We start from the raw sequence: 23,461 nt of genomic DNA, 5'->3' as shown, positions 1-23,461 counted from the left end.
GCATGACCCGCACCGCACGCGTCGAGCGCCAGACCAACGAGACCAAGCTCGTGGTCGAGCTCGACCTCGACGGCACCGGCACGAGCTCGATCAGCACCGGCGTGGGCTTCTACGACCACATGCTGACGGCGCTGTCCAAGCACAGCGGCATCGACCTGACCGTGCGCGCCGACGGCGACCTGCACATCGACGCGCACCACACGGTGGAGGACGTCGCCATCGCCCTGGGCCAGGCGTTCGCCGAGGCGATGGGCGACAAGAAGGGCGTTACCCGCTACGGCGACGCCACGATCCCCATGGACGAGGTGCTGGTGCAGGCCGCGGTGGACCTCTCCGGCCGGCCGTACTTCGTGCACGCCGAGCCCGAGAACATGACCCCGATGATCGGGCCGGACTACCCGACCAGCCTGACCAAGCACGTGCTGGAGTCCTTCGCGTTCAACGCCCGGATCAGCCTGCACGTCCGGGTGCTGTACGCCGGCCGCGACGCCCACCACATCGTCGAGGGGCAGTTCAAGGCGCTGGCGCGGGCGCTGCGCACGGCGGTCGCCCTGGACCCCCGCGTCACCGACGTGCCCTCGACCAAGGGCGCCCTGTAGCCCGGTGGACTTCGGCCTGATCCTCGTCGTGCTCGGCGGGTTCCTCCTGGGCGGCGCCTGGAGCATCTGGCGCTCGGACTCCGAGACCGCCGGGCGTACGGGGCCGCAGGTCGTCTTCGCCGTGATCCTGCTGCTCGCCGCGCTGCTGGCCACCGCGTCGGGCATCCTCCGGCTGGTGTGAGCCGCACGGACGAGGAGCGCTTCCTCGGGCTGGTCACCGCCGACCCCACGGTGCGGGCGGTGCTCGAGCGGGCCCCCGCCCTGGGCCTGTCCGACTGGTGGCTGACCGCCGGCGTGCTGTTCCAGACGGTGTGGAACGGCCTGACCGGCCGTCCGCCGGGCACCGGCATCCGCGACGCCGACTTCTTCTACTTCGACCCCGACACCTCGTGGGCGGCCGAGGACGCGGTGATCCGCGCGGGCGCGGACCTGTTCGCCGATCTACCGGTGCCGGTCGAGATCCGGAACGAGGCCCGGGTGCACCTCTGGTACGAGCAGAAGTTCGGCGTACCGGCCGCGCCGCTCCGCGACTGCCCGGACGCCATCGACCACTTCGCCGCCGTCTGCTGCTGCTACGGCATCCGGGTGGACGACGCCGGCGCGGTCGAGGTGTACGCGCCGCACGGCTACGACGACCTCTTCGCCCTGGTCGTGCGGCCCAACCCGCGGCTGGCGCCCCGGCACGTCTACGAGGCCAAGGTTGCTCGCTGGGTGGGGGAGTGGCCCGAGCTCACGGCCCTGCCCTGGCCCGATCAGCTGTCTCCCTGACACCCCCCGTCCCGGTCCGTCCCCTCGCGGGCGGTCGGCGCGGGCGGGAGCTCAGCCGGTGCGGGGTGTTCGGGTTCTCCGGTGATGCGGTCGAGGCGGTCCTGCAGCGCCTCGACGGCCGCGGTGGTGCGCGCGTGCAACGGCACCTACACGTCGTCGACGACAAGCACGCGCTGGGTGACGCCGAGGCCGTCCAACAGCCCCTTGTGCGACTGCCGCTCTTCGTCGGCCAGGTAGGACTCGAAGCCGTCCTGCGACGCGAAGGAGACGATGTGGACCTCCGTGAGCGCGTCGCCAGTTCGTAGGCGTCGTTCGAGGCGACCGCCGTGACGCGTGAGCAAGGGCAAAACTGCGGACTCGTACGCCTGGAAGCCCGCGTCGGCTCCACTCGGAATGTCCGCGACCATGACGATGGTCAGGCTCATCAGAGGGACGGTAGCGCCTGGCCGGGCGCTGTCGCCCGGGAGAGGGTGTCCTGAGCCGCCCGCCCGTGGTGGCTGAGTGCAGCCCCGGCGGCTGCCCTCGGCCGGCTCGGCTGCCGGCCGCGGCCGGGAACACTTCGGGTCGCTCCTGTGCTGGTCGGTAGCGTGGCAGGGGTGAAGAAGGTGGCGGTTCTCGACTACGGCTCGGGCAACCTGCGGTCGGCCGAGCGCGCGCTGCAGCGGGTCGGGGCCGAGGTGACGGTGACCGACGACTTCCAGACGGCGCTGGACGCCGACGGGCTCGTCGTCCCCGGCGTGGGCGCGTTCGCCGCGTGCATGACCGGGCTGGACGCCGTCCAGGGGCGCCGGATCATCGGCCGTCGCCTCGCCGGTGGCCGCCCGGTGCTCGGCATCTGCGTCGGCATGCAGATCCTCTTCGAGCGCGGTGTCGAGCACGGCGTGGACGCCGAGGGCTGCGGCGAGTGGCCGGGGGTCGTCGAGCCGCTGCAGGCGCCGGTGCTGCCGCACATGGGCTGGAACACCGTCCAGGCGCCCCGGGAGAGCGTGCTCTTCGACGGTCTCGAGGACGAGCGCTTCTACTTCGTGCACAGCTACGGCGTCCGGAACTTCCCCCTCGCCCAGGACGGCGCACCCTCGCGGCTCACGCCCCCGACCGTCACCTGGGCCGAGCACGGCGACCGGTTCGTCGCCGGCGTGGAGAACGGGCCGCTCTCGGCGACGCAGTTCCACCCGGAGAAGAGCGGCGACGCGGGCGCCCAGCTGCTGACCAACTGGCTCGGCGCCCTCGACTGAGGGCGGCGGCTCAGCTGCGCAGATAGCTGGCCCCGTTGACGTCGATGATCGTGCCGGTGGCGAAGCGGGCCCCCGGCGACGCGAGCCACAGCACGGCCGAGGCCACCTCCGCGGGCGCCGCCACCCGGCCGTAGGGCGACTGCGCCCGGACGGCGTCGCCGCTCGGGCCGTCGAGGATCTCCCGCGCCATCTCCGTCTGCACGAAACCCGGTGCGACGCTGCCCACGGTGATGCCGTGCGGCGCCAGCGCCTGGGCCATCGACTGCCCGAAGGCGTTCAGGCCGGCCTTCGCCGCGCCGTAGGCGGGGGTGGTCGGCTCGCCGCGGAAGGCGCCCCGGCTGGTCACGTTGACCACCGCGCCGCCGCCGGCCGTGACCAGGTGCGGCACCGCGCGGAACGTGGCGTGCATGGCGCCGACCAGGTTCACCTGCAGGGTGCGCGACACGACCGCCTGCCAGTCGGCCCAGGAGGTCTCCATCGGCGGGTGCGCCGTGTAGACGCCGGCGTTGTTCACCAGTACCTGCAGCCCGCCCAGCGCAGCCGCCGCCTCGTCCACCATCGCCCCGACGGCGTCGGCGTCGGCCACGTCGGCCTGCACCACCACGTGGCCGCGGCCGGGGAGCTCGGCGGCCACCCGCTCGGCCGCGTCCCGGGAGCTGCCGGAGTGGACGGCCACCCGGTCGCCCTGGGCCGCGAAGGCGTGCGCGATCGCCCGCCCGATGCCGCGGGATGCGCCGGTAACGAGAACGGCGCGGGAGTCAATGGTGTCGGCCACGCGGGCAGTCAACCAGCCGGCACCGACGAGCCGGGGCCGCGCCTGCCCGCCCAGGTCGTGATCGCCGCCTAGGGTTCCCGCGTCCCGTCCCGGTCCTGCTCAGGAGGTCGGCGTGCCCGCCACGCGTCTGTCCCGACCCGGCCGTCGACCCGGCCGTCTCGCCGGACTCGCCGTCGTCGGGCTGCTGCTGGCCCTGGCTGCCTGGACGGTGGCCGGCCTGAGCCCGCCGGACCCGCGGCCGGCCGACGCCCCGGCGACGGAGTTCAGCGCGGCCCGCGCGTTCGCGCACGTCGAGGAGATCGCGGCCGGCGTGCACGTGGCGGGCAGCCCGGAGAACGACCGGGTCGTCGAGCGGCTGGTGGCCACGCTCAGCGGGCTCGGCCTCGACACCCGGGTGCAGAACGCCGTCGGGGCGCGCAGCGGGGGACCGGGGCAGGCCGGCATGGCCCGCGTCCGCAACGTCGTGGCGGTGCTGCCGGGCACCGACCCGACCGGCCGGCTCTACCTGGTGGCCCACCACGACTCGGCCGAGGCGGCCCCCGGCGCCGCCGACGACGCGGCCGGGGTCGCGGCGGTGCTGGAGTCGGTCCGGGCCCTGGCGGAGGGGCAGCCGCTGCGCAACGACGTCGTCGTGGTGCTCACCGACGCCGAGGAGGCCTGCCTCTGCGGCGCCGAGGCGTTCGCCGCCTCGCACCCGCTGGCCGGCGGGGGAGTCGTGCTCAACCTGGAGGCCCGCGGCACCACCGGCCCGCCGATCATGTTCGAGACCTCGCTGGGCAACGCCGGCCTCGCCGAGGTCTTCGCCGACGCCGCGGTGCACCCGGTCGCCAGCAGCTTCGCCGTCGAGGTCTACCGGGCGCTGCCCAACGACACCGACTTCAGCGTCCTGCTCGCGGACGGCGACTTCACCGGCATGAACACCGCCTTCATCGACGGCGCCGCCGCCTACCACTCGCCGCAGGACGCCCCGGAACGGCTGGACCGCGGCTCCCTGCAGGCGCTGGGCGACAACACGCTGGCGCTGACCCGGGAGCTGGGGGACCGGGACCTGGGCTCGCTGGGCCGCCCGGCGGACGACGACGCGACCTACTTCCCGCTGCCCGGCCTCCTGGTGCGGTACCCCGGCTGGCTGGTGTGGCCGCTGGCCGGTGCGGCGCTGGTCGCCGTCGCGGGCCTCGTGGCGGTGCTGCGGCGACGCGGGACGAGCTCGCTGCGCCGGACCGCGACCGCGACGGCCCTCGCCCTCCTCCCGCTGGGGCTGGCGCCGCTCGCGGTCCAGGGCCTCTGGACGGCCCTGGTCGCGGTGCGCCCGGAGTACGCCTCGATGATCGATCCCTGGCGGCCGGGCTGGTTCCGGCTGGCCGCCGTCGCGGTGGTGCTGGCCGTGGTGCTGCTCTGGTACGGACTGCTGCGCCGCCGGGTGGGCCCCGCCCCGCTGGCGGCCGGGGCGCTGGTCTGGACAGCGGTGCTCTCGGCGGTGCTCGCCGCGGTGGCGCCCGGCGGGTCCTACCTGGCTGCGTTGCCGGCGCTGGCCGGTGCGCTGGCCGGCACGGTCGCCGTCCTGGCGCCCGGCCGGGCGGTGCGCATCGGTGCCGCGCTCGTCGCCGGAGCCGTCGCGGTGCTGCTGCTGGCGCCCACCGCCGCGCTGTTCTTCCCGGCGCTGGGGATGTCGTCGGCGGTCGCGCCGGCGCTGGTGGTGGCGCTGGCGGCCGCCGTCCTGCTCCCGGCCCTGGAGCTGATCTTCCCCGATCCCGAGCCCGGCCGGGGCCGGCCGCTGGCATCGGCGGCGGTGCCGGTCACCGCGCTGGTGGTGGCCGGGGCGTGCGTCGCGGCGGGGCTCGCCGTCGACCGGTTCGACGCCGAGCACCCGGTGCCGACCCGGCTGGCCTACGTGCTCGACACCGACGCGGGCCGGGCCCGCTGGGTGAGCACGGAGACGGCGCCGACCGGGTACACCGACCGCTTCGTGGACGGGCCGGGCGACCTGGGCGCCGACTACCCCTACCTCGCCGGGCGGCCGGTGCTCACCGGCGCGGCCGAGGCCGCCGACCTGCCGGCGCCCGAGGTCTCCGTCGTCTCCGACGAGGTGCTGGGCGACCGGCGGGAGCTCACGGTGCGCGTGACGCCGCAGCGGGACGACGTCCGGCTGGTCGACCTCGACCTGACCGTCGACGGCGGCTCGGTGGTCCGCGCCCGGGTGGCCGGCCGGGCGGTCCCCGAGGCGGCGCTGGGGGGCGACCGCCTGCGGGTCACCTTCCACGCGCCGCCGGCCGACGGGCTGCTGGTGAGCGTCACCGTGACCGGGGACGCCGGGGTGCGCCTGCGAGCCACCGACGGCAGCGATGGCCTCGCGGACCTGCCCGGGTACGAGCCCCGTCCCGAGGGCGTGGACGTGGCCGGCGCGCACGGCTCCGACCTGCTCCTGGTCACGGCGGTCACCGAGCTGGGCTGACCGCCGGGATGCGCCGGCCGGCCGGTCGGCATGAGAGTGCTCTCATGTCCCTCTCACCCACCTGCCACCGGGACGGCGCAGGCTGGCGGACGTGCGCCCGCGTCCCGTGCTCGCCGTGCTGGCCGGGCTGATCGCCGTCCTGCTCGCCGGTGGCGTGGCGTGGGCGCTGCTGGGCTCGGCAGGCGCAGGGGAACGTGGCGTGCCTGCTCCCATCGAGGTGCCGGCTCCTGTCGGGACGCCGGCGCCGGGCCAGACGCCTGCCCCGGGCCAGATCCCGGCGCCGGGAGATGTGCCGGCCCCCGAGGTCCCCGCCGGGCCGGGAGCGCCCGCACCGGGCAGTCCGCCGCCGGCGCCCGCGCCGGCTCCCGACGTCGTTCCTCCGCCGCCCCTGCCCGACGACGATGACGACGACGGTCCCGGGGACGACGAGGATGACGACGACGACGATGATGACGACGACTGACCGGTGAGCGACGAGCAGCGCACGACGGCCGGGTGGCCCGACCGCATCCGGCGCCGGCTCGTGCCCCGGGCCGCCCGGACCCGGATCATCGGCTGGGTCCTCCTGCTCGTGCTGCTCGCCCTGGCTCTGGTCACGCTGGTCACCTGGCGGCTCCTGATCCGGTCCATCGACGAGCGGATGGACCTGGCGTTGCGGGCCGAGGTCGAGGAGTTCTCGCAGATCGTCGAGCGCAACGTCGACCCGGGGACGGGGGAGCCGTTCGCCTCGGTCGACGACGTGCTGCGGACGGTCATCACCTACAACCTGGCCCGGCCCAACGAGAAGTTCCTCGGCTACGTCGACGGCGAGTACCGCTTCCAGAGCCGGATCGAGGCGCCGGTCCTGCTCAGCGAGGACGCCGCGTTCACCGACCTCGTCGGCTCGGTGACCGACACCCGGGCCGGCCGCTACGAGAGCGGTGCCGGTGAGGTCCGCTACCTGGCCGTCCCGGTCACGCTGGAGGGCGATCCGACGCCCGGCGTCGTCCTCGTCGCCTACTTCGCCGACCAGGAACGGCAGGCCGCCGACGACACCGCCCAGCTGATGCTCGGCGTCGGCTCGGTCACCGTGCTGCTGGCCGCCGCGGGCGCCTGGGTGGTCGCCGGCCGGATCCTCGCCCCGGTGCGCGCGGTGGCGGCCACCGCCCAGGGCATCACCGAGACCGACCTCTCCGGCCGGATCCCGGTGGACGGGCGTCCGGCCGACGAGCTGGCCGACCTCGCCGTCGCCGTCAACGCGATGCTCGACCGGGTGGAGGGCGGCGTCGCCGCGCAGCGCCGCTTCCTCGACGACGCCGGCCACGAGCTGCGCACCCCGATCACCATCGTGCGCGGCCACCTCGAGGTGCTCGATCCGGCCGATCCCGACGACGTCCGGCAGACCGTCGCCCTCGTCGACGACGAACTCGAGCGGATGAACCGCATGGTGTCCGAGCTGCTGCTGCTCGCCCGCGCCGAGCAGCCGGAGTTCGTCCGGGTGCAGCCGGCCGACGTCGCGGAGCTGACCGCCGAGGTGTTCGGCAAGGTGCAGCGGCTCGGCGACCGGGACTGGCAGCTCGGTGCCGTCGCCCGGGCCGACCTGCTGCTGGACCCGCAGCGGCTCACCCAGGCCGTCGTCGCCCTCGCCGACAACGCCGTCCAGCACACCGGGCCCGGGGACCGCATCGTGCTCGGCAGCCGGCTCAGCGGCGACCAGCTGCTGGTGTGGGTGGACGACACCGGACCCGGGGTGCCGCTCGCCGACCAGCAACGGGTGTTCGAGCGGTTCGCCCGGGGCAGCTCCGGTGCCCGGCGCAGCGACGGCGCGGGCCTCGGCCTCTCCATCGTCCAGGCCATCGCGGCGGCCCACGGCGGGCACGTCGAGCTGCACAGCCGCCCGGGCGAGGGGGCGACCTTCACCCTCGCGCTGCCCGCGCGCCCGGCGCCGCCGCGCGACGCCGGGCCCGCCGACCGGACCGCCGGTGCCGACGACCCCGTCGACGACTGGCCCGCGACGCCGCCCCTGGGCGCCGGCGTCGCGTCCGCACCGACCGAGGGAGGACCCCGGTGAGCCGGGTGCTGATCGCCGAGGACGAGCCGCGGATCGCCGCGTTCGTCGAGAAGGGCCTGCGGGCCAACGGGTTCGTCACGGCCGTCGTCGGTGACGGGTTGAGCGCCCTGGACCGCGCCCGCAGCGGCGAGTTCGACCTCGTGGTCCTCGACATCGGGCTGCCGGTGCTGGACGGGTTCGCCGTGCTGCGCGCACTGCGTGCCGAGCGCTGCGCGGTCCCGGTGATCGTCCTGACCGCGCGGGACAGCGTGCAGGACACCGTGGCCGGGCTCGAGGGCGGCGCGGACGACTACATGCCCAAGCCCTTCCGCTTCGAGGAGTTGCTCGCCCGGGTCCGGCTGCGCCTGGCCGGCGCCCGCGAGGGGGAGGGCGAGGTCACGGTGCTGACCGTCGGCGGGCTCTCGCTGGACCTGCGCACCCGCCGGGCGAGCGTGGACGGGCGCACCGTCGACCTCTCCGCCCGGGAGTTCGCCCTCGCCGAGACGTTCCTGCGCCACCCGGGACAGGTGCTGGCCCGCGAGCAGCTGCTCAGCCACGTGTGGGGGTACGACTTCGACCCCGGCTCCAACGTCGTCGACGTCTACGTCCGGTACCTCCGGAAGAAGCTCGGCGCCGACCGCATCGAGACGGTGCGCGGCATGGGCTACCGGCTGCCCGCCGCCTGATCCCGGCAGCCGACGGGCCCCGGCCCCCTCGGGGGACCGGGGCCCGTCGGCGGCCTGCGGATCAGTCGTCGGAGTCAGGGGTGTCGACGTCGGGGCTGTCGGCGTCCGGCGTGTGCACGTCCGGGCTGTCGACGTCGGGGCTGTCGACGTCCGGGCTGTCGGTGTCCGGCGTGTGGACGTCGGGGCTGTCCGCGGTCTCGGCGGAGGCGTCGACGGCGGTGCCGGGGGAGGCGTCGGGGCTGTCGTCCGCGGCGACGGACACGGCCGCCGGCGGCTGGGTCGAGGACCCGCCGTCGTCCGCGGCGGCCAGGCCGACGCCGACGACGCCGAGCCCGGTGAGCGCGGTGCCGAAGGTGACGACCTTCCAGGTGGCGGGGGTGCTGGTCATGGTGAGGACCTCCTCGGGAACGGTGGTGGTGCGCTGACGGGTTCCACCCTCCCCACCGCCGGTGAGGCCTCCGGGAGACCGCGGTGAGGCGGCTCTCATCCGGATGAGAACCGCCTCATCGAGGACTCGGCCCACTCCTCGGCGAAGGCCACCCGGGCTTCGGTCGCCTCGGCCCAGTCCGGCTGCTGCACCCGGAACGGACCGGTGGCCAGCCCCACGAGCACCCCGGCCACCCTCGCCTCGAGCTGGCCGTCGGGCCAGCGCCCCGCGAGCAGGCCGGTCACCCGCTGCCGGTAGGCAGCGATCGGCGCGGGGCCGTCGCCGAGGCGTTCGAGCAGGACCAGGTGGCCCAGGAGGGTGGCCCAGTCGTCGATCCGGGCGCCCGGGCCGGCGGTGTCCACGTCGAGCAGCCCGACCACGGCCCCCGCGTCCACGAGCAGCTGCGCCTCGTAGAAGTCCCCGTGCACGGGGACCACGGGGTGCTCGCCCGCGGCCGTACCCACCGCGGCGGTGAGCCGGTCCAGCCGGGGGACCAGGGACGGGCTGAGCATCCCGAGGACCCTCGCGTGCGCCCGCAGCGGGGAGAGCGGGTCACCGGGGGCGGCGCGTCGCGCCCGGGCGGGCACCGCCGGGAGCCGGTCGAGCAGGGCGTCGAGGGCCGACGGGTCGGGCAGCCGGGCCGGATCGCCGGTCAGGGCCGTCCGCATCGGCGTGCCGGGCAGGCCGGGCAGCACGACGACGCCGTCGCCGGTGCTCGCCAGCACCGGCGGCACCGGCACCGCTGCCCCGAGCGCGGCGTGCCGGGTCACGAGGTCCGCGACCGCGGCCGGCCGGACGACCTTGAGGAACCAGCGGCCGGCCGGCGAGGTCACCTCCACGACCGCCCGCCGGCCGGGCCGGTAGGCGCGCAGCCGCAGCCGGGGGCTGCCGACGTCGACGCCGAGCGGGCCCAGCCGCTCGGCGACGCCGGCCGCCGAGGTCGCCCAGGCCAGCCCGGGTAGCGCCGGGTCCAGCGGCCAGCGCCAGAGCCCCACGGCAACCGGCCGGCCTCCGGCGTCGCCCTCGACGACGGCGGCTCCCGGCGGGACCGCCGTCCCCGTCGTCGCGGCGAGGTGCTCCCGGGTGGCCCGCCCGTCCGCCCAGTCGACGACGGCGGTGTGGCGGACGGTCGCCGCGCCGTCCGGGCGCAGCGTCACCGCGGCCGCCGTGAGGCTGCGGAGCCGGCCGGACAGCGGGCCGAGCACCGCGGTCCAGAGCTCCGCCGCCGGCTCGCCGAGCAGGAGCTGCAGGGCGGGCGGCCACGAGGGCGGCACCGGGGCCGGGCGGCGCAGGGCGGTGTCCACCCGGCGAGCCTGCGCGGCGGGGGTGAGCGGCGGGTGAGAGCCCGATGAGAGGTCTCTCACCGATCGGACCGCCTCACCACCGGCCGCGGTGCACGACCTCGTCGACGCCCCGCCGGCCCCGCCGCAGCGACGGTGAGCGGCGGTCCTCGCCGCCGGGGTAGCCGACGGAGACGCAGCCCACCGGGCGGTACTCCCCGGGCACGCCGAACGCCGTCCGGAACGCGTCGACCCGCTCGGCCGGGACGCCGAAGAAGCAGGCGCCCAGCCCCTCGTCGACGGCGGTGAGCAGCACCAGCAGGCTCGCCATCCCGGCGTCGACGTCCCAGTACGGCACCGGCCAGCGGGCCTCGTCCCGGTCGGTCCAGCCCTTGTCCGGCTCGGCGTACCGGTCGAGGTAGGCGCTCTTGTTGGCCAGCGGGACGATGAGCAGCGGTGCGCGCCGCATGCGGGTGAGCCACCGGTCGGGCGCGCCGTCGGTGGTGGTGGCCGACCAGAAGCGGTCCCGCTCCTCGGCGGTCTCGAGCACCAGGAACGCCCAGCCCTGGCTGAACCCCGCCGACGGCGCCCGGATCGCGTGCTCGAGCAGCTTCTCCCGCACCTCGGGCGGCACCGGGCGGTCGGGGTCGTAGTCGCGCACCATGCGGCGACGGCGGACGACGTCAGCGAACTCCACGGCGGCACTCCACGGCACCAGCCTGCCGCACGGTCGCCGGGGTCGGTCAGGCGCTCCGGCCGAGCCGGGCCAGCGCGCGCCTCGCCCGGTCGGCGTCCGCGGGGACGTCCAGGGCCGGGCGGCAGATGCCGTCCATGTGCAGGGCGGGACCGAAGCTGTCCGCGCCGGCGTCGATCCGGTCCAGCTCCGCGTCGGTGAGGCCGGGGTCGGCGCCGACGGCGCGGGCGACGTCCCAGCGGTGCACGACCATGTCCCAGACGTAGAACTGCTCGAAGGCGGCGCCGACCGTGGTGGGGCCGAAGAAGCCGTCGAACTCCCGGGCGGGCACGGCGTCGTCGGTCATGGCCTCGGCCACCCGCGCGGCGTGCTCCCGCCAGGCGGCGGCCGGGTCGGCGGCCACGTCGGGGGCCTCGCCCAGGTCCACTCCGTGCGTGGTGAGGAACTGCCGCTGCGTCTCGACCAGGTGGCCGACGACGTCGGCGGCGGTCCACCCCTCGCACGGCGAGGGGCGGGCCCAGCCGGCCGCGGGCACGGCGTCGAGGAGCGCGGTGAGGGGACGGTCGGCGGACTCGAACGCGGTGGCGGGAGAAGTCATGCCCCGGACCGTAGGAGCGTGCGGCAGGCTCGGTCTTGATGAAACCCGACAGGCCCGGTGGGGCGATGGACCACATCGAGCGCGCCCACCTCAAGGACCCCGACGACGCCTCGCACGTCATCCACCGGTACGCCGCCGGGCCCGAGTTCGACGGGCTGCTGCAGCGGTTCTGGATCCCGGTGTGGTCGGTGCCGCCCGGGCGCGAGGCGCCGCAGCGGGTGCTGCAGTACCCGGTCGCGCTGGTCGTCGTCGCCGCCGACTACGCCCGGTTCTACGGCGTCGTCTCCGGACTGTCGACGACGACGCTGACCGGCACCGGCTGGGCGGTCGGGGTGATGTGCGCCCCGGCGGCGGGAGCGCTGGTCGCCGGCGGCCCGATGAGCGGGTACACCGACCGGCACGTCGACGTCACCGACGTCCTCGGCCGCGCGGGCGAGGAGCTGACCGCACGGGTCCGCGCCGCCATGACCGGGGACCCGCACGCGCCGGACGCGCACGGCGCGGCGATGGCCGCCTTCGGCGACGCGCTGAATCCGTTCCTGCCGGTCGACGACGACGGGCGCCTGGTCAACGAGGTGGTCGCCTTCGTGGAGGGGGACCGCGAGGTCGTCCGGGTCGCGCAGGTGTGCGCGCGGTTCGGGCTGTCGGAGCGGGCGCTGCAGCGGCTGGTGCACCGCCGGCTGGGGCTGACGCCGAAGTGGCTGATCCAGCGCCGCCGGCTGCAGGAGGCGGCCGAGCGGCTGCGCCAGAACCCGGCGAACATCGGTGACGTGGCCGCGGTGCTCGGCTACGCGGACCAGGCCCACTTCACCCGCGACTTCGTCCGCGTGACCGCCATGACCCCCGGCCGGTTCGCCGCCCGGCACGCGGGCGGGAGCTGACGCCGGGCGCCGCGGAGCCGGTCCCTAGGCTGTCCGGCGTGCCGAAGCTGCAGCTGCTCCCCGCCGTCGACGTCGCCGACGGCCAGGCCGTCCGTCTCGTGCAGGGGGAGGCCGGGAGCGAGACCTCCTACGGCGACCCCCTCGACGCCGCGATGCAGTGGCAGCGCGACGGCGCCGAGTGGGTGCACCTGGTCGACCTCGACGCCGCCTTCGGCCGCGGATCGAACCGCGAGCTGCTCGCCCGGGTGGTGGGGGAGCTCGACGTCGACGTGGAGCTCTCCGGCGGCATCCGGGACGACGAGTCGCTGGCCGCGGCCCTGGCCACCGGCTGCCGCCGGGTGAACCTGGGCACCGCCGCACTGGAGTCGCCGGAGTGGTGCGCGCGGGCCATCGCCGAGCACGGCGACCGGATCGCCGTCGGCCTCGACGTGCGCGGCACCCGGCTGGCCGCCCGCGGCTGGACCCAGGAGGGCGGCGAGCTCTACGAGACCCTCGCCCGCCTGGACGCCGAGGGCTGCGCCCGCTACGTGGTCACCGACATCACCAAGGACGGCACGCTGCGCGGGCCCAACCTCGAGCTGCTGCGCGAGGTCTGCGCCGCCACGCCGCGCCCGGTCGTCGCCTCCGGCGGGGTGAGCTCGCTGGGCGACATCCGCGCCCTGGCCGGCCTGGCCGCCATCGGCGTCGAGGGCGCCATCGTCGGCAAGGCCCTCTACGCCGGCCAGTTCACGCTGCCGGAGGCGCTGGCGGTCACCCAGGAGATGGCGTGACGGTGATCCGGCTCGGCTCCGGGGCGCCGTGGGAGGCGGTCGTCGGCTACAGCCGGGTCGTGGTCCGCGGTGACACGGCCTGGGTGAGCGGGACGACGTCGACCGTCGACGGCGCCGTCGCCCACCCCGGGGACGCCGCCGCGCAGACCCGCCAGGCGCTGGCCACGATCGGGCAGTCGCTGGAGCGCGCCGGGTTCACCCTCGCCGACGTCGTCCGCACCCGGATGTTCGTCACCGACATCTCCCGGTGGGAAGAGGTCGGCCGGGCGCACGGCGAGGTGTTCGGCGACATCCGGCCCGCCACCACCATGGTCCAGGTGGCCGCCCTCATCGATCCCGCGATGCTGGTCGAGATCGAGGCCGACGCGGTGCGGGGGGTGCCGGCATGAGCCTGTCGGTCCGCGTGATCCCGTGCCTGGACGTCGACGCCGGGCGCGTGGTGAAGGGCGTCAACTTCGTCGACCTGCGCGACGCCGGCGATCCGGTGGAGATGGCCCGCGTGTACGACGCCGAGGGCGCCGACGAGCTCACCTTCCTCGACATCACCGCGAGCTCCGGCGACCGCGCGACGACCTACGACGTGGTCAGCCGGACGGCGGAGAGCGTCTTCATCCCGCTGACCGTCGGTGGCGGGGTGCGCACCCCCGAGGACGTGAACCGGCTGCTGCGTGCCGGTGCGGACAAGGTCGCGGTGAACACCGCCGCGGTGGCCCGGCCCGAGCTGATCGCCGAGATCGCCGACCGGTTCGGCAACCAGGTGCTGGTGCTGTCCCTGGACGCCCGCCGCTGCCGGGACGGCGCGCAGACCGAGAGCGGGTTCGAGATCACCACGCACGGCGGGCGCCGCGGCACCGGTCAGGACGCCGTCGAGTGGTGCATCCGCGCCGCGCAGCTGGGCGCCGGCGAGATCCTGCTCAACTCGATGGACGCAGACGGCACCCGGGCAGGGTTCGACACCGACCTGATCTCCCAGGTGCGGCGCGAGGTGGCCGTGCCGCTGATCGCCAGCGGGGGCGCGGGTGCTCCCGAGCACTTCCCGCCCGCCGTCGCGGCCGGCGCCGACGCGGTCCTGGCCGCGAGCGTCTTCCACTTCGGGATGATGCGGATCGGCGACGTCAAGGGCGCCCTCGCCGCCGCCGGCGTGCCGGTGCGGCACGAGGTCGACCACCCGCTCGCCGATCAGGACTGAGGGCCCCGGAACCAGGCGGCCGTGCCGCTGCCGGGGTCGGGCACGTAGGCCACCACGTGCAGGTCGGGGTGGTCGGCCGGGGCCAGCCGGTGCTGCTCGAACTCCAGGCGCCCGGCGGTGGGGTGCACGAACGTGCGCCGGCGGGAGGTGAACCCCTCGACCGTGAGGTCGCGCCACAGTGCGCGGAAGTCCGGGCTGGCCTCGGCGAGACGAGCGATGACGGCCGAGTGGCCCGGGGAGCCGAGCCGTCGACCGGACTCGGCGCGGAACTCGGCGACGAAGTGCCGGCTGTCCTCGGCCCAGTCGGGGAGCATCTCGCGCAGGTGCGGGTCGGTGAACACCACCCACAGCAGGTTCCGGTCCGCCGGCGCGAGGTCGGCGATCCGCGAGTAGAGGGCGGCGTAGGCCGCGTTCCAGCCGACGATCGTCCAGTCGGTGGCCACGGCGAAGGCGGGGAACCAGAGGCTGTCCAGCAACCGCTGGGTGGACGGGGGAGCGGCGTCCGGGACGGGCATCTCACCGTCGGGCGCACCGGGCGCGAAACCGCCGAGCGAGAGCAGGTAGTGCAGCTCCGAGGTGGTCAGCCGCAGCACCCGGCCGAGGGCCTCGAGCACCTGCCGGGAGGGGTTGATGTCGCGCCCCTGCTCCAGCCACGTGTACCAGGTGACGCTCACCCCGGCGAACGCCGAGACCTCCTCGCGCCGCAGGCCGCTGCTGCGCCGGCGGGGCGGGTCCGGCAGGCCGAAGTCCAGCCGGGACAGCGCCTGCCGCCGGCTGCGCAGGAAGGTGCCGAGCTCGCGGCGCCGGGCCTCCTGGGTCACACCGCGAACGTAGTACCGCCACTACTAGCACCGGCAGCGTCTACCCGGCCCACGCGACCGCGTGGCTGACTACCGCCATGGCAGACCTGCGATCCCGGACCGTCACCCACGGGCGCAACATGGCCGGCGCGCGGGCGCTGCTGCGCGCGGCCGGCGTCGACCGCGACGACATCGGCAAGCCGATCGTCGCCGTCGCGAACAGCTTCACGGAGTTCGTCCCCGGCCACACGCACCTGCAGCCGGTCGGGCGGATCGTCTCGGACGCGATCTCCGCGGCCGGCGGGGTGGCGCGGGAGTTCCACACCATCGCCGTCGACGACGGCATCGCGATGGGGCACGGCGGGATGCTCTACTCCCTGCCCTCCCGTGACCTGATCGCCGACTCGGTCGAGTACATGGTCCAGGCGCACTGCGCCGATGCGCTGGTCTGCATCTCCAACTGCGACAAGATCACCCCGGGCATGCTCATGGCCGCCCTGCGGCTCGACATCCCCACCGTCTTCGTCTCCGGCGGTCCGATGGAGGGCGGTACGGCGACGCTCGTCGACGGCACGGTGCGCACCGGGCTGAACCTGGTCTCGGCCATCGCCGACTCGGTCAGCCCGGCGGTCTCCGACGAGGACCTCGGCCGCATCGAGGAGGCCGCCTGCCCCACCTGCGGCTCCTGCTCGGGCATGTTCACCGCCAACTCGATGAACTGCCTGACCGAGGCGCTCGGTCTCGCGCTCCCCGGCAACGGGACGACGCTGGCCACCCACACCGCCCGCCGCGACCTGTACGAGGCGGCCGGGGCCACGGTCATGGAGCTCGTCCGGGCCCGCTACGACCACGACGACCCCACGGTGCTGCCGCGCGCCATCGCCGGCCGGGCGGCGTTCGAGAACGCGATGGCCCTGGACATCGCCATGGGCGGTTCGTCGAACACCGTCCTGCACCTGCTCGCGGCCGCGCACGAGGCCGGCCTGGACTTCACCCTCGACGACGTCGACCGGATCTCCCGCAGCACGCCCTGCCTGGCGAAGGTGGCACCCAACGGGGTCCACCTGGTCGAGGACGTGCACCGCGCCGGTGGCGTCCCGGCCCTCCTCGGCGAGCTCGACCGGGCGGGGCTGCTGCGCAGCGACGTCCGCACCGTGCACTCCCCGGACCTGCGCAGCTGGCTGGACGACTGGGATGTCCGCGGTGGACGGGCGACCCACGAGGCCGTGGAGCTGTTCCACGCGGCGCCGGGCTGCCGCCGCTCGGCCACGGCCTTCTCCCAGTCGGAGCGCTGGGAGAGCCTCGACCTCGACGCCGAGGCCGGCTGCATCCGCTCGGCGGCCGCGGCCTACAGCACCGACGGCGGCCTGGCGGTCCTGCGCGGCAACCTGGCGCCCGACGGGTGCGTGGTGAAGACCGCTGGGGTGGACCCGTCGATCCTGCGCTTCCGCGGCCCGGCGGTGGTCGTCGAGTCGCAGGAGGAGGCCGTCGACGCCGTGCTCACCGGCCGCGTGCGGGCGGGAGACGTCGTGGTCGTCCGCTACGAGGGGCCCAGGGGCGGACCGGGCATGCAGGAGATGCTCTACCCGACCTCGTTCCTCAAGGGCCGGGGCCTGGGTGCGGCCTGCGCGCTGGTGACCGACGGCCGGTTCTCGGGCGGTACGTCCGGGCTGTCGATCGGGCACGTCTCACCGGAGGCGGCGGCGGGCGGGGTCATCGCCCTGGTGCGGGACGGCGACGCAGTGAGCATCGACATCCCGGCACGGAGCATCCGGCTGGAGGTCGGCGAGGAGGAGCTCGCGTCCCGGCGGTCGGCGCTGGAGGCCGCCGGGGGCTACCGCCCGCGGGACCGGCACCGGCCTGTGTCCACCGCGCTACGCGCCTACGCCGCCTTCGCCCAGTCCGCCGACAAGGGCGCTGTCCGCCTCCTGCCGTGACCCCGCGGGCCGGAGCTGTGCCGCGCCCGGCAACGGTGGCCCTGAAGGCGGCCTATGGGATACCGCTGGCGACGGCTCGGGCGCTTAGCCTGTCAGCGTGACCGGGGCCGTTCAGTTCGTGTGCTCCCGTTGTGGGACGCCGTTGACGCGCCCCGTGAAGGCCCTGTCAGCCTTACCCGAGCGGCAGCAGCCGGCCGAGGAGTTCCTGCCTACGGTCGGTGTCGGTGAATGGGTGATCGACCCTGAGCCCTACACGCGCGGCGCAGATGGGGAACCAAGCGGCCCACTCAACTGCGTGATCGCGAACTTGGACGACCTCCTCGAGCTTCCTCCGCACCCAGACCGCCTTCGGAGCAGTGGCTGCTGCAGGAGAGACGGTCTGGACGGGCCAAATCTGATCTGTCCAACGTGCGGATCTGAGGTCGCTACGGCCGTCGATGACTGCTGGACCTACCGTGAGGCCCGCCTGCAGCCGCAGCGCGTGGCGGCTGTCCCGCTGCCATAGCACCTCTGTGTCCCATAGCGGCCCACCATGGGACACCCTCGGTGGAGGCCGCCCGCCAATCACCCGGCCCAGCATCACGTCACCGGGACCCTCCTCACCGACGGGCGGTAGGCCAGGGGCATCGCTCGCCTGATGAACAGGCCGAGCCGTCAGGCCCCGGCGTCCTTTCGCGACGCCCGCGCCAGTCGCTCGACCAGGTCGTCCGAGATCGGTCTGCGCGGCGAGAAGGTGATGCCAGTCTTGGTTGCCTTCAGGCCAGCACCCGCGATCTCTCCGGCATGTTCGGAGATGGCTCCTGGAAGGAGATACAGCCCGCACTGCTTGCTGAACGCCGCATAGCTCGCGACGACCGAGCCGCCGATCCTGAACCCCGGCATGTTGTAGGCCACGATCTCCTCCGCGTCTGGCAGGACGCGGGCCAATATCGCGCGCAACCGCTTCAGCGAGGGCTGGAAGGGCTCGGGCGCCGCGGCAATGTAGGCGTCGTGGTCGGCTGTCGTCGTCATGGCTGTCTCGCCCTTCCGAATCGGCTGAGAGCTTCCTGCGCAGACTCCCCGACAAACGGCATCGGCGAAGCGTAGGGGCGGCGGGGCGACTCACCGACAGGTGCGTGTCCCTAGAGCCGCCCGAGGGACAGGCAGAATGTCGCCCGAGCTGGGTCGGCAGGGCGAGTGCGGTGCCGCGCGCGGCTACCCGACCGTCACCCGGGCGACGTCGCGGCGGCCGGAGACCCACAGCATCAGCTCGAGCGGCTCACCGGTGACCGTGCGGCCGCCGGCGCCCACTCGCTTCTCCGTGCCGGGGTCGTCGCTGCGCCGGAGCACCAACCCGCGGCGACCCGCGGCGCGCCGGGCGTAGAGACCCAATCCCGACCACAGCTGGTCCTGCTCCTCGCGGGGCAGCTCGCGCGGCTCCCAGCCGGGCTGGGCGCGGCGCACGTCCTCGTGGTGGATGGCGAACTCCGAGACGTTGAACGCCTTCGAGGCGGCCGGCAGCGTCATCGGCGACCACGACGGCGGCCCGCTGCGCACCTGGTCGACCACCTCGGCGTAGGGCGTGGAGTCGCGCAGCCGGTCCTCCAGCCGGTGCGACCACCAGGCCAGCCGCGCACCGCCGGGCAGCATCTCCAGGCCGTAGCCGGGCAGGGCGTCGGGGCGCCGGTCGCGCACGGCCAGGTGCGCGGCGAGGTGCGCGGTGGTCCACCCCTCGCAGCAGGTCGGGGCGTCGGGACCGAGCTCGGCCAGCAGGTCGGCGAGCGCCGACCGCTCGCGGTCCGGGAGGGGCAGGGAAGAGGCGCTCACCTCGCGTAGTTACCGAGGAGGCCCGGGCGGCGAAACCCGGTCGGGCGACCCGGCCGCGATTCGCTTAGCCCACCTAACGACCGCGTGGCATGCTGGTCGCAGCTACGAACCCCGAGGAGCTCCGTGTCCCGCCGCCGAGACGCCGTCGTGCGCCGCGGGCTCCGCCACATCGGCCGGGCCGTCCGCGAGCAGCCGCGCATGTTCACCCTGGCGCTGCTCGCCAGCAGCCTCTACGGCGCGATGACGGTGGCCAGCGCGTACGTCATCGGTGAGATCACCGACCGGGTGCTGCTGCCCTCCTTCGAGGACGGCGTCACCACCGCGACCGCGCTCACCCTCGCCGCCGTCGCCATCCTCGGCGTCGCACTGCTGAAGATCATCGGCATCCTCGGCCGCCGGCTGTTCGCCGGCGTGATGAGCTACCGGCTGCAGGCCGAGTACCGCCGCCGGGTCACCGGTCAGTACCTGCGGCTCCCGCTGTCGTGGCACCAGCGCCACCCCACCGGGCAGCTGCTCTCCAACGCCAACTCCGACGTCGAGTCAGCCTGGTTCTTCGTCGCGCCGCTGCCCTTCGCCTGCGGCGCGCTGGTGATGATCGCGATCACCAGCGTGGCGCTCGTGCTCACCGACCCGCTGCTCGCCGTCGTCGGCCTGGTCGTCTTCCCGCTGGTATTCGCCGCCAACGTCGTCTACTCGCAGGTGATGAGCCCCCGGATGCAGCGGGCGCAGCAGCTGCGGGCCGAGGTCAGCGAGATCGCGCACGAGAGCTTCGACGCCGCCCTGGTCGTGAAGACGCTCGGCCGCGAGGACACCGAGACCGAGCGCTTCACCGCCCGGGCCGACGAGCTGCGCGACGGGCTGATCGCCGTCGGCCGGGTGCGCGGGATGTTCGACCCGCTGATGGAGGCGCTGCCCAACCTGGGCACCCTCGCCGTCCTGCTCATCGGGGCGGGCCGGGTCGCCGACGGCGCCACCGACGCCGGCGACCTGGTGTTCATCGCCTACCTGTTCACCGTGCTCGCCCTGCCGATCCGCGCCATCGGGTGGGTGCTGGCCGATCTGCCGCGCGCCCTGGCCGGCTTCGACCGGGTCACCCCGGTGCTCGAGGCGACCGGCGAGACCCCGTACGGGCCGGACGCCGCCGTCCCCGCTCCCGGCGGCGCCGGGATCGGGGTGCGCGACGTCGGCTTCACCTTCGACGGGGTGGCCCGCCCGACCCTGCGGGACGTCACCTTCGACGTCGCCGCCGGCAGCACCGTGGCCGTGGTCGGGCCGACCGGCTCGGGCAAGTCCACGCTGGCCGGTCTGCTGGTGCGCCTGGTGGACCCGGTCGGGGGCGGCGTGCTGCTCGACGGCGTCGACCTGCGCCGGCTGCGCGAGGGCGAGCTGAGCGGCCAGGCGGCGTTCGTCGCGCAGAGCGCGTTCCTCTTCGACGACACCGTCCGCGGCAACGTCACCCTGGGCGCCCCGTTCTCCGACGACGAGGTGACGGCGGCGCTGCGCGTGGCCGCCGCCGACGAGTTCGTCGCGGCGCTGCCCGAGGGCCTGGACACCCGCGTGGGGGAGCGCGGCGCTTCGCTCTCCGGCGGTCAGCGGCAGCGGCTGGCGCTGGCCCGCGCCGTGGTCCGCCGTCCCCGGCTGCTGGTCCTCGACGACGCCACGAGCGCCGTCGACCCCGCCGTCGAGGCCCGCATCCTCGACGCCCTGCGCGGCAGCGAGACGCCGACGACGGTCGTGGTCGTGGCCTACCGGCAGGCGACCATCGCGCTCGCCGACGAGGTGGTGTGGCTGGCCGACGGGCGCGCGGTCGCCCGGGGCACGCACGACGAGCTGATCGACCAGGTGCCCGGCTACGCGGCCCTGGTCCGCGCCTACTCGCAGGCGGAGGTGCCCGCGTGAGCGAGCCGGTGGAGCGCACCGAGGGAGCGATGGCGACCCTCCGCCGCGGACTGCGGATGATGCCCGAGTTCCGGCGCGGGCTGCCGGTCACCTTCGCCCTCGCGCTGGTCGCCACCGCGGGCCGGGTGGTCGTGCCGATCGCCGTGCAGCAGGTCATCGACCGGGGGCTGGAGGCTCCCGCCGGCCCCGACCTCGGGCTGGTCACCTGGGTGATCGCCGGCTGTGCGGTGGTCGTGGTGCTCACCGCCGTCGCGGTCTACCGGATGAACGTCCGGCTGTTCCGGACGACGGAGACGGCGCTGGCCAACCTGCGCGCCCGCGCCTTCCGGCACGTGCACGACCTGTCGGTGCTGCACCAGCAGGGCGAGCGCCGCGGCTCGCTGGTCTCCCGGGTGACCAGCGACGTCGACCAGCTGTCGGTGTTCATGCAGTGGGGCGGCGTGCTCGGCCTGGTCAGCGTGGGGCAGCTGCTCGTCGCCACCGTGGTCATGGCCGTCTACTCCTGGCAGCTGACCCTGCTGGTCCTGATCTGCTTCGTGCCGCTGGTCTTCGCCGTCCGCTGGTTCGCCCAGCGCCTGGTGCGGGTCTACGGCGTGGTCCGCGAGCGCGTCGGGGACGTGCTGGCCGCCGTCGCCGAGTCGGTGGTCGGGGCGCCGACGGTGCGCGCCTACGGCGTGCGCGGCCGCACCGCCGCCCGGCTGGACGCCGCGATCGACCGGCACTACCGCGCCCAGGTGGACGCGCAGAAGGTGACCGCCGCGGTCTTCGTCAGCGGCGAGTTCGTCGCGGCGCTGGCCAACGCCGCCGTGGTGGTCGTCGGGGTGCTGCTGGGCCTGGCCGGCGACATCAGCGCCGGCACCCTGGTCGCCTTCCTGTTCCTGGTCACCCTGTTCGTCGCCCCCGTGCAGACCGCCAGCGAGGTGCTCAACGAGGCGCAGAACGCCGTCGCGGGGTTCCGGCGGGTGCTCGACGTGGTGGACACCGAGCCCGACGTCCGCGACCCCGCCGTCGCTGCGCCCGAGCGGGTCCGGGCCCTGCCCGACGGGCCGCTCGGCGTCCGCTTCGACGCCGTCACCTTCCGCTACGCGTCGGGCGCGCGGGCCGCGCTGGACGACGTCGACCTCACCATCGCCCCGCGCACGCGGGTGGCGATCGTGGGGGAGACCGGCTCCGGGAAGACCACCTTCGCCAAGCTGGTCACCCGGCTCATGGACCCGGTCGCCGGCCGGGTGCTGCTCGGCTCCGACGCGGGCAGCTGGGTGCCGCTGGCCGACGTCGCGTTCGCCTCGCTGCGCGTGCGGGTGGTGATGGTGCCGCAGGACGGCTTCCTGTTCGACGCGACCGTCGCCGAGAACGTTCGCTACGGCCGGCCCGGCATGACCGACGCCCAGGTCGTCGCCGCCTTCGACGACCTGGGGCTCGGCGACTGGCTCGCCGGGCTGCCCGACGGCGTCACGACGGCGGTGGGCCAGCGCGGGGAGTCGCTGTCGGCCGGTGAGCGGCAGCTGGTCGCCGTCGCCCGGGCCTACGTCGCCGACCCCGACCTGCTCGTCCTGGACGAGGCGACCAGCGCCGTCGACCCCGCCACCGAGCAGCGGCTGACCCGGGCGCTGGACACCCTCACCGAGGGCCGCACCACGCTCACCATCGCGCACCGGCTCTCGACCGCCGAGCGCGCCGACGAGGTGCTGGTCGTCGACGCCGGCCACGTCGTGCAGCGCGGCACGCACGCGGAGCTCGTCGACGCCGAGGGCCCCTACGCCCGGCTGCACGCCTCCTGGCGGCGCTCGTCGGCCGGGGAGCCCGAGCCGGTCGCCTGAGTTCCCGCCCGACGGGGAGGACGCGGCATGCCCGGGGCGCGCTTCGGGCCCGTCCTGCGGGCCGGGTGACGAGGCCGGGACCAGCCACGGCGACGAACCCGAGTACGGCCGGCGTCGGCGGCACGCGGCGCCTCGTCGACCGGTGCACTGTTGGGGTCGCAAGGACGGTCTGACGGCGCGCACGATGAGGCCGCCGTGGCGAGGTGCGCTGACGGGTGGCAACAGCCCGGCCGCCGTACCGGGAAGCCTCCCGTCACCGGGAATGTCTGCGGGCCGGGCATACGGGACGTTCCAGTCGGCGCCCCACCTTTGGTCGGAGCTTCCCGGTCGACGTTCGGCTTACGGGACGTCACGCTCGTGCCTGACCGCCGGCACTGCGCTGTCGAGGCTATCGCTGATCAAAAGCACGAGAAGTGCGGTGAGGAGGAGCAGGTCCGCTTCGGTGAACAGTGCCGCACTCGGACTTGAGCCGTTCGATGATGGAACCTGCGACGGCCCGACCCGCGTGGCGTGGTTGTCGTAGCTGTAGCGGTCGGGGTACAGGCACAGCCCGGCGGCGGCGCCGACCTCGATGAGGGCCAGCGGTTCGGCGATTCCGGCCAACAGCGGCAGCAGCGCCGCGCAGCGCGCGGGTTCGTCGGTCTGGGTGGCGTGTGCGAGGACGGTGGCGCGGAGCCGGAGCCGATCCTCGAGAGTCCAATCGCGCAGCTGGGCGTCGTAAGCCGCTGTGCCATGCAGGTACTGCACGGCACAGCGGGCAGCAGGTTGGCCTGCCGCTTGTCGTCCTGCAGGCCAGCGATGAACGCCAGGACCTCG

The 23,461-nt window shown here is 74.9% G+C and carries 25 protein-coding genes; 15 read left to right on the top strand and 10 right to left on the bottom strand.

The window, feature by feature from the left end; all coding sequences use genetic code 11:
- Window positions 1-2: 2 nt before the first annotated feature.
- The 3 genes from hisB to ACI79T_RS00930 are packed head-to-tail and all read left to right on the top strand — an operon-like array spanning window position 3 to window position 1,367.
- A complete protein-coding gene (gene hisB, locus ACI79T_RS00940; protein WP_456608165.1) occupies window positions 3-599 on the top strand; it encodes an imidazoleglycerol-phosphate dehydratase HisB in 597 nt (198 codons plus the stop codon).
- A gap of 4 nt (window positions 600-603) precedes the next feature.
- Window positions 604-780: a hypothetical protein gene (locus tag ACI79T_RS00935; RefSeq protein WP_456608164.1), complete on the top strand. Its 177-nt coding sequence runs from the start codon at window positions 604-606 to the stop codon at window positions 778-780.
- On the top strand, window positions 777-1,367 hold the full coding sequence (locus ACI79T_RS00930) for a nucleotidyltransferase family protein (RefSeq protein ID WP_456608163.1): 591 nt from the start codon (window positions 777-779) through the stop codon (window positions 1,365-1,367). The genes ACI79T_RS00935 and ACI79T_RS00930 overlap by 4 nt, the downstream gene beginning before the upstream one ends.
- Window positions 1,368-1,513: 146 nt before the next feature.
- Here the strand turns inward: ACI79T_RS00930 and ACI79T_RS00925 are convergent, their stop codons facing one another.
- The gene (locus ACI79T_RS00925) at window positions 1,514-1,792 is read right to left on the bottom strand and encodes a hypothetical protein (RefSeq protein ID WP_456608162.1); all 279 of its coding nucleotides are present in this window, start codon (window positions 1,790-1,792) and stop codon (window positions 1,514-1,516) included.
- Window positions 1,793-1,963: 171 nt separating this feature from the next.
- Here ACI79T_RS00925 and hisH point away from each other — a divergent pair, with 171 nt between their 5' ends.
- Window positions 1,964-2,602, top strand: coding sequence for an imidazole glycerol phosphate synthase subunit HisH (gene hisH / locus ACI79T_RS00920; RefSeq protein ID WP_456608161.1), 639 nt, complete (start codon window positions 1,964-1,966; stop codon window positions 2,600-2,602).
- Window positions 2,603-2,612: 10 nt separating this feature from the next.
- Here hisH and ACI79T_RS00915 read toward each other — a convergent pair whose 3' ends face one another.
- Window positions 2,613-3,377 (bottom strand): SDR family NAD(P)-dependent oxidoreductase, encoded by a 765-nt coding sequence (locus ACI79T_RS00915; protein WP_456608160.1) that lies wholly within the window; start codon window positions 3,375-3,377, stop codon window positions 2,613-2,615.
- 112 nt (window positions 3,378-3,489) lie between these two features.
- Between ACI79T_RS00915 and ACI79T_RS00910 the strand changes: the two genes are divergently transcribed.
- The 4 genes from ACI79T_RS00910 to ACI79T_RS00895 all read left to right on the top strand — a co-directional run bounded on the left by ACI79T_RS00910 (window position 3,490) and on the right by ACI79T_RS00895 (window position 8,544).
- On the top strand, window positions 3,490-5,829 hold the full coding sequence (locus ACI79T_RS00910) for a M28 family peptidase (protein ID WP_456608159.1): 2,340 nt from the start codon (window positions 3,490-3,492) through the stop codon (window positions 5,827-5,829).
- A 91-nt stretch (window positions 5,830-5,920) separates the two neighbouring features.
- Window positions 5,921-6,292, top strand: a complete 372-nt coding sequence (locus ACI79T_RS00905; RefSeq protein ID WP_456608158.1) for a hypothetical protein — start codon at window positions 5,921-5,923, stop codon at window positions 6,290-6,292.
- Between the two features lie 3 nt (window positions 6,293-6,295).
- A complete protein-coding gene (locus ACI79T_RS00900; protein ID WP_456608157.1) occupies window positions 6,296-7,879 on the top strand; it encodes a sensor histidine kinase in 1,584 nt (527 codons plus the stop codon).
- Window positions 7,876-8,544, top strand: a complete 669-nt coding sequence (locus ACI79T_RS00895; RefSeq protein WP_456608156.1) for a response regulator transcription factor — start codon at window positions 7,876-7,878, stop codon at window positions 8,542-8,544. The genes ACI79T_RS00900 and ACI79T_RS00895 overlap by 4 nt, the downstream gene beginning before the upstream one ends.
- Before the next feature lie 61 nt (window positions 8,545-8,605).
- On the opposite strand, the gene ACI79T_RS00890 is transcribed toward ACI79T_RS00895, so the two are convergent.
- From ACI79T_RS00890 to ACI79T_RS00875, 4 genes are all read right to left on the bottom strand, one after another.
- Window positions 8,606-8,932 (bottom strand): hypothetical protein, encoded by a 327-nt coding sequence (locus tag ACI79T_RS00890; protein ID WP_456608155.1) that lies wholly within the window; start codon window positions 8,930-8,932, stop codon window positions 8,606-8,608.
- Between the two features lie 95 nt (window positions 8,933-9,027).
- On the bottom strand, window positions 9,028-10,275 hold the full coding sequence (locus ACI79T_RS00885) for a hypothetical protein (RefSeq protein WP_456608154.1): 1,248 nt from the start codon (window positions 10,273-10,275) through the stop codon (window positions 9,028-9,030).
- 73 nt (window positions 10,276-10,348) lie between these two features.
- Window positions 10,349-10,948 carry a nitroreductase family protein gene (locus tag ACI79T_RS00880; protein WP_456608153.1) on the bottom strand — a complete coding sequence of 200 codons (600 nt, stop codon included), beginning with the start codon at window positions 10,946-10,948 and terminating at the stop codon, window positions 10,349-10,351.
- Window positions 10,949-10,994: 46 nt separating this feature from the next.
- Window positions 10,995-11,543, bottom strand: coding sequence for a TIGR03086 family metal-binding protein (locus ACI79T_RS00875; RefSeq protein WP_456608152.1), 549 nt, complete (start codon window positions 11,541-11,543; stop codon window positions 10,995-10,997).
- A gap of 65 nt (window positions 11,544-11,608) precedes the next feature.
- On the opposite strand from ACI79T_RS00875, the gene ACI79T_RS00870 reads away from it, so the two are divergent.
- The 4 genes from ACI79T_RS00870 to hisF are packed head-to-tail and all read left to right on the top strand — an operon-like array spanning window position 11,609 to window position 14,383.
- On the top strand, window positions 11,609-12,424 hold the full coding sequence (locus tag ACI79T_RS00870; protein WP_456608151.1) for a helix-turn-helix domain-containing protein: 816 nt from the start codon (window positions 11,609-11,611) through the stop codon (window positions 12,422-12,424).
- A 38-nt stretch (window positions 12,425-12,462) separates the two neighbouring features.
- Window positions 12,463-13,194: a bifunctional 1-(5-phosphoribosyl)-5-((5-phosphoribosylamino)methylideneamino)imidazole-4-carboxamide isomerase/phosphoribosylanthranilate isomerase PriA gene (gene priA, locus ACI79T_RS00865; protein WP_456608150.1), complete on the top strand. Its 732-nt coding sequence runs from the start codon at window positions 12,463-12,465 to the stop codon at window positions 13,192-13,194.
- Window positions 13,191-13,583 carry a RidA family protein gene (locus ACI79T_RS00860; RefSeq protein ID WP_456608149.1) on the top strand — a complete coding sequence of 131 codons (393 nt, stop codon included), beginning with the start codon at window positions 13,191-13,193 and terminating at the stop codon, window positions 13,581-13,583. The genes priA and ACI79T_RS00860 overlap by 4 nt, the downstream gene beginning before the upstream one ends.
- On the top strand, window positions 13,580-14,383 hold the full coding sequence (gene hisF / locus ACI79T_RS00855) for an imidazole glycerol phosphate synthase subunit HisF (protein ID WP_456608148.1): 804 nt from the start codon (window positions 13,580-13,582) through the stop codon (window positions 14,381-14,383). The genes ACI79T_RS00860 and hisF overlap by 4 nt, the downstream gene beginning before the upstream one ends.
- Here hisF and ACI79T_RS00850 read toward each other — a convergent pair.
- On the bottom strand, window positions 14,374-15,204 hold the full coding sequence (locus ACI79T_RS00850; protein WP_456608147.1) for a helix-turn-helix transcriptional regulator: 831 nt from the start codon (window positions 15,202-15,204) through the stop codon (window positions 14,374-14,376). The two genes, hisF and ACI79T_RS00850, sit on opposite strands and share 10 nt — an antisense overlap.
- 77 nt (window positions 15,205-15,281) lie before the next feature.
- Here ACI79T_RS00850 and ilvD point away from each other — a divergent pair, with 77 nt between their 5' ends.
- Window positions 15,282-17,120 (top strand): dihydroxy-acid dehydratase, encoded by a 1,839-nt coding sequence (gene ilvD, locus ACI79T_RS00845; protein ID WP_456608146.1) that lies wholly within the window; start codon window positions 15,282-15,284, stop codon window positions 17,118-17,120.
- 654 nt (window positions 17,121-17,774) lie between these two features.
- Here the strand turns inward: ilvD and ACI79T_RS00840 are convergent.
- Together ACI79T_RS00840 and ACI79T_RS00835 are read right to left on the bottom strand one after the other, a co-directional pair.
- Complete coding sequence (locus ACI79T_RS00840; RefSeq protein WP_456608145.1) at window positions 17,775-18,131, bottom strand: iron chaperone; 357 nt, start codon at window positions 18,129-18,131, stop codon at window positions 17,775-17,777.
- 183 nt (window positions 18,132-18,314) lie between these two features.
- On the bottom strand, window positions 18,315-18,926 hold the full coding sequence (locus ACI79T_RS00835) for a TIGR03085 family metal-binding protein (protein WP_456608144.1): 612 nt from the start codon (window positions 18,924-18,926) through the stop codon (window positions 18,315-18,317).
- A gap of 123 nt (window positions 18,927-19,049) precedes the next feature.
- Here ACI79T_RS00835 and ACI79T_RS00830 point away from each other — a divergent pair, with 123 nt between their 5' ends.
- Window positions 19,050-20,825, top strand: a complete 1,776-nt coding sequence (locus tag ACI79T_RS00830) for an ABC transporter ATP-binding protein (RefSeq protein ID WP_456608143.1) — start codon at window positions 19,050-19,052, stop codon at window positions 20,823-20,825.
- Window positions 20,822-22,645: an ABC transporter ATP-binding protein gene (locus tag ACI79T_RS00825; protein ID WP_456608142.1), complete on the top strand. Its 1,824-nt coding sequence runs from the start codon at window positions 20,822-20,824 to the stop codon at window positions 22,643-22,645. The genes ACI79T_RS00830 and ACI79T_RS00825 overlap by 4 nt, the downstream gene beginning before the upstream one ends.
- A gap of 339 nt (window positions 22,646-22,984) precedes the next feature.
- Here ACI79T_RS00825 and ACI79T_RS00820 read toward each other — a convergent pair whose 3' ends face one another.
- A complete protein-coding gene (locus tag ACI79T_RS00820) occupies window positions 22,985-23,392 on the bottom strand; it encodes a DUF2332 family protein (RefSeq protein ID WP_456608141.1) in 408 nt (135 codons plus the stop codon).
- Window positions 23,393-23,461 lie beyond the last annotated feature (69 nt).

It is taken from the genome of Blastococcus sp. SYSU DS0619 (genome assembly GCF_054051035.1).
This window is presented reverse-complemented; position numbering and strand designations above follow the sequence as displayed.